This window comes from Arthrobacter sp. SLBN-112, from assembly GCF_006715225.1.
Taxonomy (GTDB): domain Bacteria; phylum Actinomycetota; class Actinomycetes; order Actinomycetales; family Micrococcaceae; genus Arthrobacter.
The window spans coordinates 3961845-3978640 of record NZ_VFMU01000001.1 but is presented as its reverse complement, the minus strand read 5'-3'; the positions used below and the strand labels follow the sequence as shown (position 1 = coordinate 3978640).

15 protein-coding genes are annotated in these 16796 nt (G+C 66.5%); 9 read left to right on the top strand and 6 right to left on the bottom strand.

Annotation, left to right across the window (positions count from 1 at the left end; all coding sequences use genetic code 11):
* Positions 1 to 101 precede the first annotated feature (101 nt).
* The gene (locus FBY33_RS18270) at positions 102 to 2150 is read right to left on the bottom strand and encodes a TPM domain-containing protein (RefSeq protein WP_142031750.1); all 2049 of its coding nucleotides are present in this window, start codon (positions 2148 to 2150) and stop codon (positions 102 to 104) included.
* A 282-nt stretch (positions 2151 to 2432) separates the two neighbouring features.
* Here FBY33_RS18270 and FBY33_RS18265 point away from each other — a divergent pair, with 282 nt between their 5' ends.
* The 4 genes from FBY33_RS18265 to FBY33_RS18250 all read left to right on the top strand — a co-directional run bounded on the left by FBY33_RS18265 (position 2433) and on the right by FBY33_RS18250 (position 6799).
* Entirely contained in the window at positions 2433 to 4031 is a 1599-nt protein-coding gene (locus FBY33_RS18265; RefSeq protein WP_142031749.1) for a S1C family serine protease, read from the top strand.
* 231 nt (positions 4032 to 4262) lie between these two features.
* Complete coding sequence (locus tag FBY33_RS18260; protein WP_142031748.1) at positions 4263 to 5054, top strand: electron transfer flavoprotein subunit beta/FixA family protein; 792 nt, start codon at positions 4263 to 4265, stop codon at positions 5052 to 5054.
* A gap of 13 nt (positions 5055 to 5067) precedes the next feature.
* Positions 5068 to 6015 (top strand): electron transfer flavoprotein subunit alpha/FixB family protein, encoded by a 948-nt coding sequence (locus FBY33_RS18255; protein ID WP_142031747.1) that lies wholly within the window; start codon positions 5068 to 5070, stop codon positions 6013 to 6015.
* Between the two features lie 49 nt (positions 6016 to 6064).
* Positions 6065 to 6799 (top strand): PIG-L deacetylase family protein, encoded by a 735-nt coding sequence (locus FBY33_RS18250; RefSeq protein ID WP_142033031.1) that lies wholly within the window; start codon positions 6065 to 6067, stop codon positions 6797 to 6799.
* Positions 6800 to 6888: 89 nt separating this feature from the next.
* Here the strand turns inward: FBY33_RS18250 and FBY33_RS18245 are convergent, their stop codons facing one another.
* From FBY33_RS18245 to FBY33_RS18230, 4 genes are all read right to left on the bottom strand, one after another.
* A complete protein-coding gene (locus FBY33_RS18245) occupies positions 6889 to 7776 on the bottom strand; it encodes an anti-sigma factor (protein WP_142031746.1) in 888 nt (295 codons plus the stop codon).
* Between the two features lies 1 nt (position 7777).
* Positions 7778 to 8386 (bottom strand): sigma-70 family RNA polymerase sigma factor, encoded by a 609-nt coding sequence (locus tag FBY33_RS18240; RefSeq protein WP_142031745.1) that lies wholly within the window; start codon positions 8384 to 8386, stop codon positions 7778 to 7780.
* 194 nt (positions 8387 to 8580) lie between these two features.
* A complete protein-coding gene (locus tag FBY33_RS18235; RefSeq protein ID WP_142031744.1) occupies positions 8581 to 9048 on the bottom strand; it encodes a tRNA (cytidine(34)-2'-O)-methyltransferase in 468 nt (155 codons plus the stop codon).
* Between the two features lie 23 nt (positions 9049 to 9071).
* Positions 9072 to 10019 carry a J domain-containing protein gene (locus tag FBY33_RS18230; RefSeq protein ID WP_142031743.1) on the bottom strand — a complete coding sequence of 316 codons (948 nt, stop codon included), beginning with the start codon at positions 10017 to 10019 and terminating at the stop codon, positions 9072 to 9074.
* A 200-nt stretch (positions 10020 to 10219) separates the two neighbouring features.
* On the opposite strand from FBY33_RS18230, the gene FBY33_RS18225 reads away from it, so the two are divergent.
* Positions 10220 to 10921, top strand: coding sequence for a hypothetical protein (locus FBY33_RS18225; protein ID WP_327436758.1), 702 nt, complete (start codon positions 10220 to 10222; stop codon positions 10919 to 10921).
* A gap of 175 nt (positions 10922 to 11096) precedes the next feature.
* Here the strand turns inward: FBY33_RS18225 and FBY33_RS18220 are convergent, their stop codons facing one another.
* Positions 11097 to 11519, bottom strand: coding sequence for a hypothetical protein (locus tag FBY33_RS18220; RefSeq protein WP_142031742.1), 423 nt, complete (start codon positions 11517 to 11519; stop codon positions 11097 to 11099).
* Between the two features lie 88 nt (positions 11520 to 11607).
* Between FBY33_RS18220 and FBY33_RS18215 the strand changes: the two genes are divergently transcribed.
* The 4 genes from FBY33_RS18215 to FBY33_RS18200 all read left to right on the top strand — a co-directional run bounded on the left by FBY33_RS18215 (position 11608) and on the right by FBY33_RS18200 (position 16743).
* A complete protein-coding gene (locus FBY33_RS18215; protein WP_142031741.1) occupies positions 11608 to 12273 on the top strand; it encodes a helix-turn-helix transcriptional regulator in 666 nt (221 codons plus the stop codon).
* Between the two features lie 46 nt (positions 12274 to 12319).
* The gene (locus FBY33_RS18210; RefSeq protein ID WP_142031740.1) at positions 12320 to 13549 is read left to right on the top strand and encodes a cysteine desulfurase family protein; all 1230 of its coding nucleotides are present in this window, start codon (positions 12320 to 12322) and stop codon (positions 13547 to 13549) included.
* A 150-nt stretch (positions 13550 to 13699) separates the two neighbouring features.
* Positions 13700 to 14833, top strand: a complete 1134-nt coding sequence (gene mnmA, locus FBY33_RS18205; RefSeq protein ID WP_142031739.1) for a tRNA 2-thiouridine(34) synthase MnmA — start codon at positions 13700 to 13702, stop codon at positions 14831 to 14833.
* Positions 14834 to 15099: 266 nt separating this feature from the next.
* Complete coding sequence (locus FBY33_RS18200; RefSeq protein WP_142031738.1) at positions 15100 to 16743, top strand: ABC transporter substrate-binding protein; 1644 nt, start codon at positions 15100 to 15102, stop codon at positions 16741 to 16743.
* The last annotated feature ends 53 nt before the right edge of the window (positions 16744 to 16796 follow it).

Sequence of the window (16796 nt, the reverse complement as noted above, 5' to 3'; positions counted from 1 at the left end):
GCCTTTCGTCCTGCTCTGGGTTAACCACTGGAACCGGTGCACAGTGGTGTACTGCTTCTGTCCGCCCGCCGGGGTTCTCCGGCGTGTTCCGGCGGAAGTCCTTAGAAACTGCCGGAGTCTCCGCCGCCGAAATCGCCGCCGCCGAAGTCCCCGCCGCCTCCGAAGCCACCGCCTCCTCCGCCGTCGCCCCAGCCACCGCCGCCGCCCCAGCCGCCGTGGCCACCGTTGAGGATCGAGTTGATCAGGATGCCGCCCAGAATGGCACCGCCCAGTCCACCGCCGCCTCCGCCGCCGAACATGCCGCCGCGGCCGTAGCCCTGGTTGGCGTAGCCGTCGAAGTGTTCGACGTCGGCCTGGGCCAGTTGGGCCGCCTGCGCTGCCAGGGCATGCGCCTGCTGTGCGTAGGTGAGCGCGGTGACAGGGTCCGTGCGGGCAATGGACAGCGCATAGTCGAGGTTGCGCTGAGACTCAGCAAGCCTGGTGCGTGCCTCGGTGCCCACTCCGCCGCGGCGCGCCGTGATGTAGTCGGACGTGGCACTGATCTGCGCCTGGGCGGACATGATGGTTTGCTGCAGCGAGGCCTGCGCGCGCCGCGCCTGCTCCTGCTGGTCCCGGATCCCGGTCAGGGCCTGGTCCAGGGACTGGTGGGCGGTTTCGACCCGCTGCAGGGTGGCGATGGGGTCGATCTTTCCGCCCTGGATTTCGCTCCTAACCTGGGCCAATGCGGCCTCCACCGCGGCTACCGGCCCGGCCAGCTCGGCGTGGGCGCCGGACTGGATCATGGCCTTTGCCTGGGCCAGGTCCTGGGAGGTGTCCACCACCGAGGCTTCGAGGCCGTTGCGGGCCTCGTCGAGATTGGTGGCCACCTTGGCGATGGCGTCCAGGAGGACGTTGGTCTGGTGCAGGCTTTCTTCGGCCGCGCGTACGGCCACTGCAGCAAGGCTGCTCTCGCCCTCACCGAGCTTCTGCTGCGCCGTTTCGGACGCGTTCTGTACGAAGGCCAGCCGTTCCTTGGCTTGGACGATGTTGTCCGAGACCTGGGTTAGCGCACTGTCCGCGTACTTGGAGCGCATGGTGGCCAGGGACTGCTCCGCGCTGGCGATCTTGGCGTCCGCTTCGCGGGCTCCGGCGTTGACTGCGGCAAGGGCCTGCGGCGCGTTCTTCTCCAGCTCACGCAGGGAGTCGAAGTCAGCCTTCTGCTCCTGGAGGGAAGCCAGGGCAGCCTCGGAGCGGCGGATGATCTCGCCCAGCCAGGTCCGTTGCTGCTCCTCCGTGTCCGGAATGTGGTCGTCGAGTTGCTGCTGCAGCTTGAACGACTCCGTCATGTGGGCTTTCGCCTCAGCCAGGGCCTTGGTGAAGTTTCCGACGGCGGAATCGCCGTACTGCGCCTGGGCAAAGCCGAGTTCCTGCTCGCTGGTCTTAATGGCGTCATCCGCCTCGATCAGCAGGGAACCGCTCTTCCGGCGGAGTTCCTCCACGCTGAGTGACGCCAGCGGGTCCAGCTCGGCGCCCTGGGGCCCATAGCTTCCGCTGGATGCGTCCTGGCCGGCAGCCTTCTTCCGGCGGTTCCGGTAGTAGAGGTACGCGCCGCCTCCGGCCACCACCACGCCCGCACCTACCAGGACGCCGGCGCCGGCGCCGTCACCGGACGACACGTTGCCGCTGCCGCCGCCGGCGGCGTCACCAATGGCGGAGGCAGTATCAATGGCGGCCTGCGCGAAATCACGCTTGCCGCCAGCGAGGTTGGCGGTGACTGCGTTCTGGCTGATGTTGGCCTGCTTGGACCGGATAGGGCTGTTCGAATTCGTGGCGAAGTTGAACTTGCCGTCATCAACAGCAATTGCCAGGACGGCATCGGCCCTGCCCATGCTCTTCAGCTCAGCTACTTTCTGCGTCCATTGAGCCGGGTCGGTCGGGTTGGTGAAGGTTTTCACCGTGACCACGTACAGGTTGTACTTGTGGTCCTTCAACAGTTTCTGGATGGCGTCCTGGACCTCACCCTTCCGGCCGCCCAGGACACTGGCGTCATCCACGATGTTGGTGCCCGACGGGATCTTGACCGGGTCTTCGGCCCAGGCTGCGCCGGCGGGTACCGCCAGCAACCCGGCAAGGCCGATCACGGCGAGGATACGTTTGAACTTTGACCGCATGTGCAACCCTTCAGCACGCCTGACACCGATTCGGGACGAATCAGTCGTCGAATCCAGCAGCGCCCCCACGCTTGGTGTGAAGCCGCAGGTCGCTGTGGCAATTCATCTTGATTCTATGGTGCACCCCACAGCCAGTCCATGCGGCCGAATATGCCCCAAGCGAAACACCGGTCCATTGGTGCGGCCACCACTTGGGTGTTCAGGAAGCTCCCAGCAAACATCCGAGCTTGTTCCAGCGGAACGGTACATAGTTAATGGCAGACCAGGATGAAAGGAAGTCCCATGACTGAGAATCAAACCCCAGGACAGGTCCCGGAGGACAGCCACTCGGGCAGCAGGAACCCGTGGCAGCAGCAGGATCCGCAGCGGCAGGACCAGCAGCAGCCCGGAGACCGCCAGGCGGCCACTCAGTATGGGAACAGCGGCGGGGAGCAGCAGAACCCCACGGGACACCAGAACCACACGGAGCGGCTGGACCAGCCGCAGTCGCGTGAGAACCACACCCAGGAGTTGCCGGGGGCCCCGCGTCCGGTATACCCGCAGCGCCAGCCGTTCTACGGCCAGTCCGGATACTACGGCCAGCAGCAGAACGGCCAGCCCCTGCACGGTGACGGCCACGGCACGCGCAACGGGAGTGTCGGCCTGGCGCCCAACCCCAAGGACGCGCCCCGGCGGAAGGCGAGCTTCGGCGTCGGGACCCTCGTGGCCAGCATCCTCGCAGCAGGCCTCGTCGGCGGCGGCGTGGCCACGGTTGGCGCCGGGGAACTGTTCGGCAACACCGGGTCCAGCACCTCAACCGTCACCGGCAACAGCCAGCCCGGGACCGTCATCGTCAACAACAAGGACGACGTCAACGCCATCACCGCAGCGGCTGTGAAGGCTTCGCCCAGCGTTGTCACCATCAGTGCCAGCAGCGGCAGTTCAGGGGGCACTGGTTCGGGCATCGTCCTCGACGACCAGGGCCACATCCTGACCAACACGCACGTGGTGACCCTCGATGGCCAGACTGCCAACGCCACCCTCGAAATCCGGACCAGCGACGGAAAGGTCCTGCCGGCAAAGCTGGTGGGCACCGACCCCCTGTCCGACCTCGCCGTCATCAAGGTGGACGACACCTCAAGCCTCACCCCTGCCACCCTGGGCGATTCCGCCAAACTCAACGTGGGGGATACCGCCATCGCCATCGGATCCCCGCTCGGCCTGACCGGAACCGTCACGGACGGCATCGTCTCAACCCTCAACCGGACCATCAGCGTCGCATCGTCTGCAGCGCCGAAGGGCGGTGACAACAGCCAGGGCGGCGACCAGGGCTTCCAGTTCGCGCCTCCGGGCGGCGGCCAGAGCCAGCAAAGCGCGGGTGAGGGCTCCATCGCCATCAACGTCATCCAGACTGACGCGGCCATCAACCCCGGCAACTCCGGCGGCGCCCTGGTGAACAGCAAGGGCGAGATCATCGGAGTCAATGTGGCCATTGCCTCCGCGGGATCCGGGACGTCCTCCTCGCAGAGCGGCAACATCGGCGTCGGCTTCAGCATCCCCATCAACAACGCCAAGCGCGTGGCCCAGGAAATCATCGACACCGGCAAGGCCTCGCACGGCCAGCTGGGCGTCAGCGTCAAGGCCAAAACCACGTCCGGCGCATCCTCCGAATTCTCGGTGGGCGCCGACGTCGCCACCGTTGACCCCAACTCGGCGGCCGGAAAGGCCGGCATCAAGGTCGGCGACGTCATCACCAAGTTCAACGACCTCACCATCGGCGAACCGAACCAGCTGACTGCCGCTGTCCGCGAACAGCCGGCAAACTCCACCGTGAAGATCACTGTCCAGCGCAGCGGCAAGGAGCAGACGTTCGACGTCACCCTGGGTGCGGCGGCCAGCTGACGTCCGGCAGCAACAGCAGCAATAACGACGGCGGCGTTCCCAAGGGGGCGCCGCCGTCGTCATACTGCGTCCCGGCCACACCCTGACACAGGCGTTAACGGAAGAGGGCGCGGGGGCACGCCGATATGGTTAGCTAGGAGCTACCCGCCTGCCGGGCATTCCGCGGCCATGACCCACCCGGCTGGCTGTCCACAAGCATGGAAGGCTGCTGTAAACACAGTGGAAGAGACATTGAAGATCGTAGTCCTGGTCAAACATGTACCGGACGCCCAGTTCGACCGCCACCTCAACGGTGCGGGCAACACCGTGGACCGCGACGAAAGCATTCTGTCCGAGCTTGACGAATACGCCCTCGAGGCAGCGCTGCAGCTGGCCGAGGCAAGGGGCGGAAGCAAGGCGGGCAACCAGGTCATCGCCCTCAGCATGGGCCCCTCCGGAGCTGTCAACGCCGTCAAGAAGGCCCTCCAGATGGGCGCCACCGAGGGTGTCCACGTGACCGACGACGCCCTGGCCGGCTCGGACGCCGCAGCCACCTCCCTGGCGCTCGCCGCAGCGGTCCGGCACCTGGGCGGCGTGGACCTGGTCCTCACCGGCATGGCCTCCACCGACGGTGAAACGTCCCTGGTCCCGGCACAGCTGGCCGAACGGCTCGGGCTGCCCCAGGTGACCTTTGCCTCCACGCTGGAGGTCGACGGCGGCCGGCTGACGGCACGCCGGGACGCCGACACCTCCTCGGAGACCGTCGAGGCGCCGCTGCCCGCCATCGTATCCGTGACGGACCAGATCAACGAGCCCCGGTACCCCAACTTCAAGGGAATCATCGCGGCCAAGCGCAAGAGCATCACCACTTTGTCCCTGGCCGACATCGGTGTTGACCCCGCCCAGGTAGGCTTCGCCGGGTCCTGGACCAGCGTGGCCAGCGCCGAGCAGCGGCCGCCCCGGACCGCAGGCACCATCATCACCGACGAGGGCGACGCCGGCATCAAGCTGGTTGACTTCCTGGCCGCCCAGAAGCTGCTCTAAGAGGGACATCGACATGGCAAAAGTACTCGTATTCATCGACAACCCGGGCGCATCGCTCAAGAAGAGCAGCCTTGAGCTGCTGACCCTGGCGCGCTCCCTGGGCGGAAGCACCGTGGGACTCAACGGAGACCTTTCCGACGGCGTGGCCGCCACCTTCGCCGAGTACGGCGTGGACAGCATCCTGCACCCGTCCGCCCAGGACCTGGATGACTTCCTGGTGGCACCCAAGGCCGCCTACGTGGCCGCCGCGGCAGAGGCCAGCGGCGCCGCCATCGTGCTGCTGGACAACTCGCCGGAAGGCAAGGAGATCGCAGCACGCGTGGGGATCCGGTTGAACGCAGGAGTGATCACAGACGTCGTCGCCGTGGACGGGGACGGCACTGCGCACAAGTCCGTCCTGGCCGGCTCCTACAGCACTGCCTGCAAGGCCACCACCCCGGTTTCGGTGCTGACCCTGAAGGCCAACAACGTCATCCCGGAACCTGCCCCTGCGCCCACCACCCCCGAAACGGTCACCGTGGATGTTCCCGCAGTGGCTGCGGCTGCCCGGATCACGGCCCGCGAGCAGAAGGTGGCCAGCGGCCGGCCGGACCTGACGGACGCACGGATCGTGGTAGCCGGCGGACGCGGCATGGACGGTGACTTCGGTCCCGTGGAGGAGCTGGCCGATGCCCTCGGTGCCGCCGTGGGCGCCTCCCGTGCGGCAACGGATGCGGGCTGGATCAGCCACGACGCCCAGGTGGGGCAGACGGGCAAGACAGTTTCCCCGCAGCTGTACATCTCCGCGGGCATCTCCGGCGCCATCCAGCAGAAAGCCGGCATGCAGACATCCCAGGTCATCGTCGCCGTCAACAAGGATGCCGAGTCCCCGGTCTTCGAAATTGCGGACTTCGGCATCATCGGTGACGTATTCGATGTCCTTCCCCAGGCTGCGGCCGAGATCAAGAAGCGAAAAGGCTGAATCGTTGGCTGCCTCCCATGGGCAGGCAGGGAGCCCGTTCAACCCGGATATGCACCGGGTTGGGCGGGTGCTCTGTTTTGCGGCCCACCCTGACGACATCGACTTCGGCGCCGCCGGCACCATCGCCGCATGGACGGCGGCCGGCGTGGAGGTCAGCTACTGCATCATGACCGACGGCGATGCGGGCGGCTTCGATCCGGCCCACCGCGCGGACATCATCGCCATGCGCGACGCCGAGCAGCACCGCGCCGCGGAACTGGTCGGCGTCAGTGACATCCACTACCTCCACCAGCGGGACGGGTACCTGGAACCGTCGCACGAGGTGATGAAAGGGGTGGTGCGGCTGATCCGCGAACTCCGTCCCGACGTCGTGCTGGCCATGCATCCTGAACGGAACTGGCAGCGGATCCAAAAGAGCCACCCCGACCACCTGGCCGTGGGGGAAGCCGTGACCCGCGCCGTGTATCCGGCGCTCGAGAACCCGTTCGCCTACCCGGAGCTGGCCGAAGCCGGCCTGGCAGCCTACAAGCTGCCATGGCTGTGGCTGTACGCCGGACCGGCGGAACGGGAAAACCACTTCGTGGACGTCACCGCGCAGGTGGATGCGAAACTGGCCGCCATCCACGTCCACGTCAGCCAGCACCCTGACGTGGACGCCATGGAAGCCACCGTGCGTCAGGGTATGCGGCTCAACGCCGCCCGGGCCGGGCTTCCGGACGGGCGCAGCGCAGAAGCCTTCCATGTGGTGGCAGTCAACGGGCCCGGGACAATCGCAGGTTTCTAGGGCAGGAAAGCGCCCCGGTTCCTTCCATCGGAAGGGGCCGGGGGCGCTCCGTTCTCTTTATGGGCGTTGGTGCCGGTGTTGCTGCCGCGTCAGGCTCCAAGCGGGGCTGCCGCCACCGTGGGCAGCGTCGGCGCCTTGGACCCACCGGCCGGCTCAACGGTGATCCCCAGTGAGGCAGCCGAGTGGATTCCCTGAACCACAGCGGGCTTGGACAGGGCCTGTTCATCCATCAGCCCCTGCGACACCGGCGCCGAGCCGTCCTTGGGGATCAGCCACATCTGGTACACCTTGCCGGCCGGGGGAGCGGGCACACCGCTCATCTTCACTACGGCCGCGTCCTCCGACGCTGAAATCAGGAGGGTGGCCTTGCCGCCGCCTATAACGTTCACGGAAGCCTCACGCAGGTCCCCGGCCCTGGCCACCTGGTTGACGGGGTCGTTCTGGTCGGCCATGTAGGCGCCCACACCCACACCGCCCAGGGCGATGGCTGCGGCGGCCGCCATACCGACGAGCCAGCGCCGGGCGCCGGACGGGCCGCGCCGTTCCTCCCGCCGCTTGCGGGCCTGCGCCAGCTCGTCACGTGCGTCCGGCCCGCCGGGGGTGACGCGAAGAGGCGTTGGAGCGCTGCTTCCGGCTGGTGCCGGCGCGCCTCCGCCAGGCAGTCTGACCTGCCCGGGCAACTGGGCAGGAAGCTGCGCGACGATCCGGTCGAAGAGGTCCGATGGCGGTGCCTCCTCCACCCGGAAGGTGCGGGCCAGCGCCTCGCGGGACTGCCGGACGCGCTCGAAGAAGGCCTGGCGTTCCGCTTCCGGGGCCGTGGAGATATGGAGGTCAATGGCGTCGCGTTCCTGCTCCGTGACCGCATCCAGGGCATACAGCTCCGCCAGGTCCACGGCGCGGCCTGATGCAAGGTCCATGGCGACGGTGTCGCCGAAGGAACTCGACCCGCCGTTGCGGCTTTCATCCGTTCCGCTCATCTCAACTCACCCCCAAACAGGTCTTCAATCGGATCAGTCCATCGCGGATGCGGGACTTGATGGTGGGTACCGCTGCATTCAGCCGTTCCGCGACCTCCCGGTAGGTGAGGCCGCCGTAATAGGCCAGGCGCACGGATTCCTGCTGTGTTTCGGTCAGCGTCCCCAGGCAGCGGACCACCGCCTCGGCTTCCAGCCGGCTGCCCACTTCGTCGGACACGCTGTCGTGGTCGATGTCCTGGGTACTGGCCCCGTACTTGGCTTCCCTGTCGGTGGAGGACTGTGACGACCGGACCTTGTCCACAGCCCGCCGGTGCGAGATGGTCATTAGCCAGGAGAGCGGGCTCCCTGCCTGCGGATCGAACTTCGCAGCGTTTTGCCAGACCTGCAGGAAGACTTCCTGTGTGGTGTCCTCGCTGAGTTCGGGATCGATCAGGACGCGCCGTGCCATGCCGAAGACCCTGCGGGAGGTCAGCTGGTAAAACTCGGCAAAGGCCGCCTGGTCCCCGCGGGCAATGCCCGCCAGCAGGACCGAGAGGCGTTGGCTGAGGTCCGCAGGTGGGTCAGTCACCGCGGCGGAGCCCTCGGAATTTGGCGCGTTGGGAGTTTCCATTAAGTCCAAGCATAAGTCTCCGGGCGGCGAATCCTCAGCAGTGCCGTTCCGGCTGCGGCCCGTCTGCCGGGATCCTGCCTCCAGTAGAGTCACCTGCCGCTCCTTGCCCCGCTCTGAATGTCGTCAAGAGTCATTCGATGCCGGAGGCGGGGTGGATGGGACAGCGGGTGAAAAATTTGTTCGGCCGGGGCTTCCTAAAGCCTGGCCCCGGCAAAGCCCTGCTGCCGCCAGGCCTCGTAGACGGCAATCGAGGCGGCGTTTGCAAGGTTCAGTGAACGAAGGGCCGGCAGCATGGGCAGGCGCACGGTGGCCGTCACGTGGGGGTCGTTCTTCAGCTCTTCCGGGAGTCCCACCGATTCGCGGCCGAACATCAGCACGTCCCCGGGCTGGTAGGCGATGTCCGTGTAGCTGGTGTTGCCGTCCGACGTGAAGGCGTAGACGCGTTCGGGCTGAAGGTGCCGCCAGGCGTCGTCGATTGACTTGTGCACCGTGACTACTGCGAGGTCATGGTAGTCAAGGCCTGCCCGGCGGAGTTTTGCGTCGGAGAAGTCGAAGCCCAGGGGTTCCACGAGGTGCAGCTCTGCGCCGGTGATGGCGGCAAGGCGGATGGCATTTCCGGTATTGCCGGGGATTTCTGGGGCATGGAATAGGATGCGGAACACCTCCCCATCCTAGCCATCCAGGCTCAGTGCATGCCGCGCAGCAGCCTGGCAAGGACCGGGATGTTCACCGTGTTGGGGGCCGGGCCCGATGCCAGGAATTCCTTCAGGCCGCGCACCATGCCCGCCGCGTTGACGATTTGCACAGTCTCCAGCGCGCCCGCCGGGCGCCGGTGGTGGTCGATCACCGGTTCATGGAGGTTGCCGTCCGGGCTGTGCACCACCGTCCAGCCGGTGACATTCAGTTCAGGGAAGATGTCCTGCATGGCCCACACCACCCGGGCGAGCTGCGGCGGCGCCACCGCGCGGCCGCCGTGGTTGAGGGTCCGGCCGTCCCAGGCGTAGGCGCCCTTGGGCAGGAGCATGGAGTTCACCAGGGCAAGCCGGTAGCCGGACAGGACCGCGTGGTCGATGTGATTGTTGTCAGCGGGCGACTGCAGGCCGTTGATGAGCCGGGCGGCCGGGATGTTCGGCAGCACCTGCCGGGTCAGCAGCTGCACGGTCCGCATTTCGCGCTGGATGCGGGCTTCGGCCCCAAAGATCCCCCGTTTCCGCGGCATGCCGTGCACCTGTTGGCGCGCCTGGGCAAGGGGAATAAGGGGGACTTCGGAGCTTCCTGTCCCGTACGGCGGAACGTACACCGGCGGGTCTCCCGCGGTGTTCCTGCCGTTGTCCGGCCTGCGGACGGTGGCAGATGCCCGGCTTCCGGCGGCGGGCGCATCAAAGTGGGCCCCGTCGTCGGACGGCATGCCGCGGACCGGACCGGCGCCATAGGTGCGGTCGTAGGCCTTCCGGCGCTGTGGATCGATGAGGGTCTCGTAGGCAGCGGTCACGCGGCGGAAGGTTGCGGCGTCACCACCGTGGTCCGGGTGGGCCGTCCTGGCAGCGCGCCGGTAAGCCACCTTGATTTCCTTTTCGGTGGCGGTGACGGCCACGCGAAGGACCTGGTAGTGGGAGCTGCTGCTCTCGGTCAAGATGTTCCTTTTCTTGATGCGCGGCTTCTTCAATTCTCCGCAGGGGAAGCAAAGTGCCCGCCCAGTTTAGCCAGCACAGTCCAGCCGGCACGGATGGCACTCTGCCGTGACAACGAACGCCCGGGGCTTCCGGGTTCCCATGGGATGCCGTCTAGACTCGTGCTGCGCGGCCGGACAGCAGCTGGAGGGGGAGTAACGGAGTGGAGAAGGATATGCCGACGACGGCGGGGCGGACCGGATGGGCAGGGAACCGGAGGGTGTTGCTCGCCGCTGCCGGCCTGGGTGCGGTGCTTCTGGCCGGCTGCAGCGTGGACGTGAGGGATCCTTCCGTGACTGCTGCCCCTGCCGGCACACCCGTTGTGTCCACGCCCACCATCACCCCGGGGTACGATGCTGCGGCTGTGGCGGGACGGGACCTGCCCTTTGCTGCCGGCGGCACCTTGGCGCCCGGGGTGCCGGTAGGCATTTCGGATGGGCTGAAAGACGTGCCTGGCTGGAAGCTGGTTAAGGAGAACGTGTCGGGCGCCAATCAGTTCGCCAAAACGGATGGGTGCCTTGTTGCCGCGAGGGTCAGTACGGGCCAGGCTCCGCTGGTACGCGGTGAGGACCGCGAATCTTCCGTCGCCCTGTTCCAGTACCTGGACGCCACCATCCAGCCCTCGTATCTGAAGACGGAAACGTTGCAGTGGGGCGGTACCCCCGATGCTCCCGGGAAGAACGTGGAAGTGCTGGCGCTTGAGCAGTCGGCTCCCGGGGGGCGGTCCACTGCCGTGCTGGCAAGGGTTTTTGGGGCTGCGCAATCCTCTGCCTATGTCTCGGTGTCCTGCCCGGATCCGGCAACGCTTGCTTCCGCCCGCGGTGACGTGGTCCGCTACCTGCCGCTGCTGCCGCCGTCCGCTTGAGGCTGCGCATGGTCCGGGCGGCTTCCTCGGCGCCGGGATCCCTTGGCAGAATCCGCGGTTTTCCAGGTCCGCGCGCGCAAAACCGCCGGCGGCTGGAGGGCTCAGCTGCCGGCGGGTCTTTGTGCCGGTAACGCTGGGTGCTGTCACGGACGGCGCCCGGTGGATTCCCGCGAGCTTACGCAGTGGTTCGGCTGGTTCCCATCGACAGGCGGTTAAGGGCCAGCGCGCCCACCAGCAGACCGAAGTCCCGGAGGGCCACGTCGTAGAAACTCCCGAGCAGCAGCAGGTTGATGATGATCCCTGCCAGCCAGGCTGCCACCAGCAGCGAGCCGTATTTCGGCCGGACAGCCACGACGATGCCCGCGATGATCTCCACGACGCCCACGATGTACATGAAGGTCTGGGGAGCCAGCGGTACGACGGCGGTGGCCTGGGGTGCCAGGTAGACAGTCCAGTCAGTGAGGATGTTGGTGAACTTGTCCAAACCGAAAAGGATCGGGGCGACGGTAAAGACAGTGCGCAGCAGCAGGAACGCCTGCCTGGCCGCCGGCATGGCTGTTGCTGCGTTCCCGGCCCGCACTGCCGATGCTGATTTCATGGTGCTCTCCTTCTAAAAGTAGGTATGCCAATTTTAGAAAGGAAACGTTCTATAATCAATAGATCTTGACTTTGGATTGGTGGACATCATGTACCGACTTCCGTGGGCTGACCGGATTGCTGCCGTAGCCTCGCTGACGGACGCCAAGAGGCTGCAGCTTTTTGAACTGGTGGCTGCATCGCCCGCGCCGCTGGGGCGCGACGAAGTGGCTGAGGCTGCAGGCATGCCCCGCAGTACGGTCTCTTTCCACCTGGACCGCCTGGTTCAGGACGGCTTGCTGGCCGTGGAGTTCTACAAGCCCGCCGGCAGGGCAGGGCCGGGGTCCGGCCGCCCCGCCAAGATGTACCGGCCGGTGGGAAGCGAGGTGGGTGCGTCGGTGCCGGACCGGAACTATGACCTCGCCGGGGAACTCATGGCGGCGGCGATCGAAGACTCCCAGGCCGGCGGCGCTCCCGTCGGTGAATCGCTCCGTGCGGCCGCCTTCCGGAAAGGCCGGGAGCTGGCAGAGGCAGCCGGCGGCCTGGAGGAATTCCTGGCCGAAGCCGGCTACCAGCCGGAGCAGGACGGTGAAGGCGGCTACCTGCTTCCCAACTGCCCGTTCCACCGGCTCTCGCGGTCTCATACAGCAGTGGTATGCGACATGAACGGCGCTTTCCTGCGCGGGGCCGCGGTGGGCTGCGGCAGTGCCGAAGAGCGTGTTGCCCCGGCCGCCGCACCCGGTCAGTGCTGCGCAAGGATCACCGGCGGGGACTGAAGGCTCCCGCCGGGGACGCAGCGGCAGGCCGCGATAGAATTGGGGGATGCCCGCGTACCTCGACCATGCCGCCACTACTCCGCTTTCGGCTGCGGCGCTCGCCGCCCTGACGCGTGAACTCGCGCGCACGGGCAACCCGTCCTCGCTGCATGGATCGGGACGCCGGGCCCGCCGCGCCGTCGAGGATGCGCGCGAGGTTATCGCCGCGGCTGCAGGAGCCCACCCCTCGGAAGTCATTTTCACCTCTGGGGGCACGGAATCGGACAACCTCGCAGTGAAGGGCATGTACTGGTCCCGCGTGGCAGAAGACCCAAAGCGGCGCCGCATCCTTTGCTCCGCCGTCGAACATCACGCGGTGCTGGACACCGTGGAATGGCTTGAACGCCACGAGGGCACTGAGGTGGCCTGGCTGCCGGTGGACAGCGATGGCGTCCTGGATCTTGACGTCCTCGAGGCCGAGCTTTCCCGGGACCCCGGGGCCGTGGCCCTGGTGACCGTGATGTGGGCCAATAACGAGGTGGGCACCATCCAGCCCATCCGCCGCGTGGTTGAGCTGGCACATGCCGCGGGCGTCCCGGTGCACTCTGACGCCGTCCAGGCTTTCGGATCGGTGCCGGTGGACTTCAAGGATTCGGGCCTGGACGCCATGTCCATCTCCGGACACAAGATTGGCGGCCCGGTGGGAGTGGGCGCGCTCCTGCTGGGCCGGACGGTCAAACTGACACCGGTGCAGCACGGCGGCGGGCAGGAACGCGACGTTCGCTCGGGCACCCTGGACACGGCCTCCATCGCTGCCTTCGCTGCCGCCGCGGAGGCTGTTACTGCCGGATTGCAGACTGAAGCCGCGCGGATTGCCGCATTGCGTGACCGCCTGATCGAGGGCGTCCGCGAACGCGTCCCTGAAGCGGTCCTTCGCGGTGCGCCGGGCGGCGGCCGGTTGCCGGGCAACGCGCATTTCACCTTCCCGGGTTGTGAAGGGGACTCGCTGCTGTTCCTCCTTGACCTGGCCGGCGTCGAATCTTCCACCGGTTCGGCCTGCACGGCCGGCGTTCCGCGGCCATCCCACGTGCTGCTGGCCATGGGCCTGGACGAGGAGACAGCGCGCGGAGCCCAGCGGTTCAGCCTGGGGCACGCTTCCAGCGAGGCCGACGTCGATGCCCTGCTCGGGGCGCTGCCGGAGGCTTATGCGCGGGCACGCCAGGCTGGCATGGCCGGGCGCGAGTCCTCGATCCAGACAGCGGGAACCGTGGCGCGGCAGGCGCTGCGCGGCGCGTGAAGCCGCCGGCCCGTTTCCTTTACGCCTGGCCCGTTTGTATGCGGATCACCGATTTGCCTGCCACCGTAGAATAGATAGGCGAAGATCGTTTCCGCCGCCGGGAGGTTCAGCCCGGCCCCGGAAGACACCATCCCTCAACAGAAAGCCAGCATGCGAGTACTAGCAGCCATGAGCGGCGGAGTGGACTCCGCTGTTGCCGCCGCCCGCGCGGTGGAGGCCGGGCACGACGTCGTCGGCGTCCACCTTGCCCTTTCGCGCATGCCCGGCACCCTGCGCACGGGCAGCCGCGGCTGCTGCACCATCGAGGATTCCCGGGACGCCTGGCGTGCCTGCGACGTGCTGGGCATCCCTTACTACGTGTGGGACTTCTCGGAGCGCTTCAAGGAAGACGTCGTCCAGGACTTCATCGATGAATACGCGGCCGGCAGGACGCCCAACCCCTGTATGCGCTGCAACGAACGCATCAAGTTCGCCGCCCTGCTGGAGAAGGCCATTGCCCTGGGCTTTGACGCTGTGTGCACTGGCCACTACGCCAAGGTGATCGAAGACGCCGACGGCAACCGGGAACTGCACCGCGCCGCGGACTGGGCCAAGGACCAGAGCTATGTCCTTGGCGTCCTCACCCACGAACAGCTCAAGCACTCCATGTTCCCGCTGGCCGATACCCCGTCCAAGGCCGAGGTGCGTGCAGAAGCGGAGCGGCGGGGCCTGTCCGTGGCCAATAAGCCGGACAGCCACGACATCTGCTTCATTCCCGATGGCGATACAGCCGGTTGGCTTGCCGAAAAGATCGACATGACCAGCGGCGACATCGTGGACGAGACCGGCGCGAAGGTGGGGGAGCACCCCGGCGCCAACGCATTCACCGTCGGCCAGCGGCGCGGGCTCAAGCTCGGAACTCCTGCCGCCGACGGCAAGCCCCGGTTCGTCCTGGAAATCCGGCCCAAGGAAAACAAGGTGGTGGTTGGTCCCGAGGCGCTGCTGGCGATCGACGAGATCCGCGGCATCAAGGTTTCCTGGGCGGGACTTCCCATCGCCGAAGTGGAAACCGGAACTGAATTTGACTGCCACGCGCAGGTGCGCGCCCATGGGGATCCGGTCCCGGCCACTGCCTGGGTGGAGTCCGCCACTGACGGCGCAGCAGGAAACCAGTTGGTGGTCCGGCTGGTGACGCCCCTGCGGGGCGTGGCCCCCGGCCAGACAGTGGTGCTTTACCAGGGCAGCCGGGTACTGGGCCAGGCCACCATCGACGCCGCCCGCTCGCTCCAGCGCGCCGCGCTTTAACCCGCACCATCCAAGGCACCGCCCCGGTCACCACCAGGGCGGTGCTTTTGCGTGCAGCGGGCTCTTGGGCCGGGGTGCCTGCACCCGCTGTCCGCCCAGTGGGCGGGGGTACCAAAGAAATAAAGTTTGTGTTTCAACTCACAGAATTGGCCGTCCTGAGGGCCGACTCTCTGATTGAATCTAGGGATCAGCACTGCGCGCCGGAGCAGGGGCATATAAGCCTATGCGCCCGGCATGCACGTACTCATCGGACAGAAAGTTCACAGATGATCAAGAGCACAACGGCCCTGCACCGCGCCATCGCGCTGGCAGGCATCTCCGCCCTGGCCCTGACAGCCTGCACCGGGCCATCGGGCGGCGGAGGCGGCGGAACGTCCACCGGCGGCAGCGCCGGTGGCGGTGCCATCACATTCGGAACAACGGACAAGGTCGTAACCCTCGACCCCGCCGGCTCCTATGACGCAGGTTCCTTCCTGGTGATGAACCAGGTGTACCCCTTCCTGATGAACTCCAAGCCCGGTGCGGCAGAGGTCAGCCCGGACATCGCGGAATCGGCCTCCTTCACGACGCCCACAGAGTTCACCGTCAAACTGAAACCCAACCTGAAGTTTGCCAACGGCCATGCACTGACTGCCTCGGACGTGAAGTTTTCCTACGACCGTGTGGTGAAGATCAACGACCCCAACGGACCCTCGTCCCTGCTGTCCAACCTCAAATCCGTCGAGGCCAAGGATGACACCACGGTGGTGTTCACCCTGAAGGCCGGCAACGACCAGGTGTTCCCCAGCGTCCTGGGCACCAACACGGGCCCGATCATCGACGAGGAGGTCTTCCCCGCCGACAAAGTGATGAGCGATGAGGACATCGTTTCCGGCAAGCCCTTCGCCGGTCCCTACACCATCGATTCCTACAAGAAGAACGAACTCGTCAGCCTCAAGAGCAACCCGGACTACAGCGGGCTGCTGGGCAAGCCAGCCAATGACAGCGCCGTCATCAAGTACTACGCCGACTCCAACAACCTGAAGCTGGACGTCCAGGGCGGCAATATCGATGTTGCCGGCCGCAGCCTCACAGCAACCGACGCCGCCGACCTGGACAAGGACTCCAAGGTCAAGGTCTACAAGGGCCCGGGTGGCGAGCTCCGGTACATCGTCTTCAACTTCGACACTATGCCCTTCGGCGCCAAGACGCCCGAAGCCAACCCCGCCAAGGCCCTTGCAGTGCGGCAGGCCATGGCTGACATCGTCGACCGGCAGGCGATCTCCGACCAGGTGTACAAGGGGACCTACGTGCCCGCATACTCGGTGGTCCCGGACGGCCTGCCCGGCGCAACCCAGCCGATGAAGGAGATGTACGGGGACGGCAGCGGCAAACCGAGCCTGGACAAGGCCAAGAAGGTCCTGGCAGACGCCGGAGTCACCGGTCCGGTCAACCTGAAGCTGCAGTACAACCCGGACCACTACGGCAAGTCCTCCGGTGACGAATACGCCATGGTCAAGGAACAGCTGGAGAAGTCAGGCCTGTTCACCGTGGACCTGCAGTCCACCGAATGGGTGACGTACTCGAAGGCCAGGACCGCAGACGCCTACCCGGTCTACCAGTTGGGCTGGTTCCCGGACTACTCCGACGCCGACAACTACCTCACGCCGTTCTTCATCCCCGGCAACTTCCTGAAGAACCACTACGAGAACCCGACCGTCACGGACCTGGTGCAGAAGCAGCTCACCACGCCTGACAAGACCGAACGCCAGAAACTGCTTGGCGACGTCCAATCCGCGGTGGCCAAGGACCTTTCCACCCTGCCGCTCCTCCAGGGCTCCCAGCTGCTGGTGGCCGGGAAGGACATCAAGGGCGTCGAGAAGACCCTTGATCCCTCCTTCAAGACACGCCTTGGCGTCCTGTCCAGGTAAGCACTCCACCCCCATCGGGCTCTGACGGGCCGGAGGCGGGACGCCGCAACGGC

Coding starts and splice junctions, on each gene's coding strand:
- FBY33_RS18270 (WP_142031750.1), bottom strand. CDS start 2,150: ATGCGGTCAAAGTTCAAACGTATCCTCGCCGTGATCGGCCTTGCCGGG.
- mnmA (WP_142031739.1), top strand. CDS start 13,700: ATGCGAGTACTAGCAGCCATGAGCGGCGGAGTGGACTCCGCTGTTGCC.
- FBY33_RS18200 (WP_142031738.1), top strand. CDS start 15,100: ATGATCAAGAGCACAACGGCCCTGCACCGCGCCATCGCGCTGGCAGGC.
- FBY33_RS18215 (WP_142031741.1), top strand. CDS start 11,608: ATGTACCGACTTCCGTGGGCTGACCGGATTGCTGCCGTAGCCTCGCTG.
- FBY33_RS18245 (WP_142031746.1), bottom strand. CDS start 7,776: ATGAGCGGAACGGATGAAAGCCGCAACGGCGGGTCGAGTTCCTTCGGC.
- FBY33_RS18255 (WP_142031747.1), top strand. CDS start 5,068: ATGGCAAAAGTACTCGTATTCATCGACAACCCGGGCGCATCGCTCAAG.
- FBY33_RS18210 (WP_142031740.1), top strand. CDS start 12,320: ATGCCCGCGTACCTCGACCATGCCGCCACTACTCCGCTTTCGGCTGCG.
- FBY33_RS18250 (WP_142033031.1), top strand. CDS start 6,065: ATGCACCGGGTTGGGCGGGTGCTCTGTTTTGCGGCCCACCCTGACGAC.
- FBY33_RS18220 (WP_142031742.1), bottom strand. CDS start 11,519: ATGAAATCAGCATCGGCAGTGCGGGCCGGGAACGCAGCAACAGCCATG.
- FBY33_RS18265 (WP_142031749.1), top strand. CDS start 2,433: ATGACTGAGAATCAAACCCCAGGACAGGTCCCGGAGGACAGCCACTCG.
- FBY33_RS18240 (WP_142031745.1), bottom strand. CDS start 8,386: ATGGAAACTCCCAACGCGCCAAATTCCGAGGGCTCCGCCGCGGTGACT.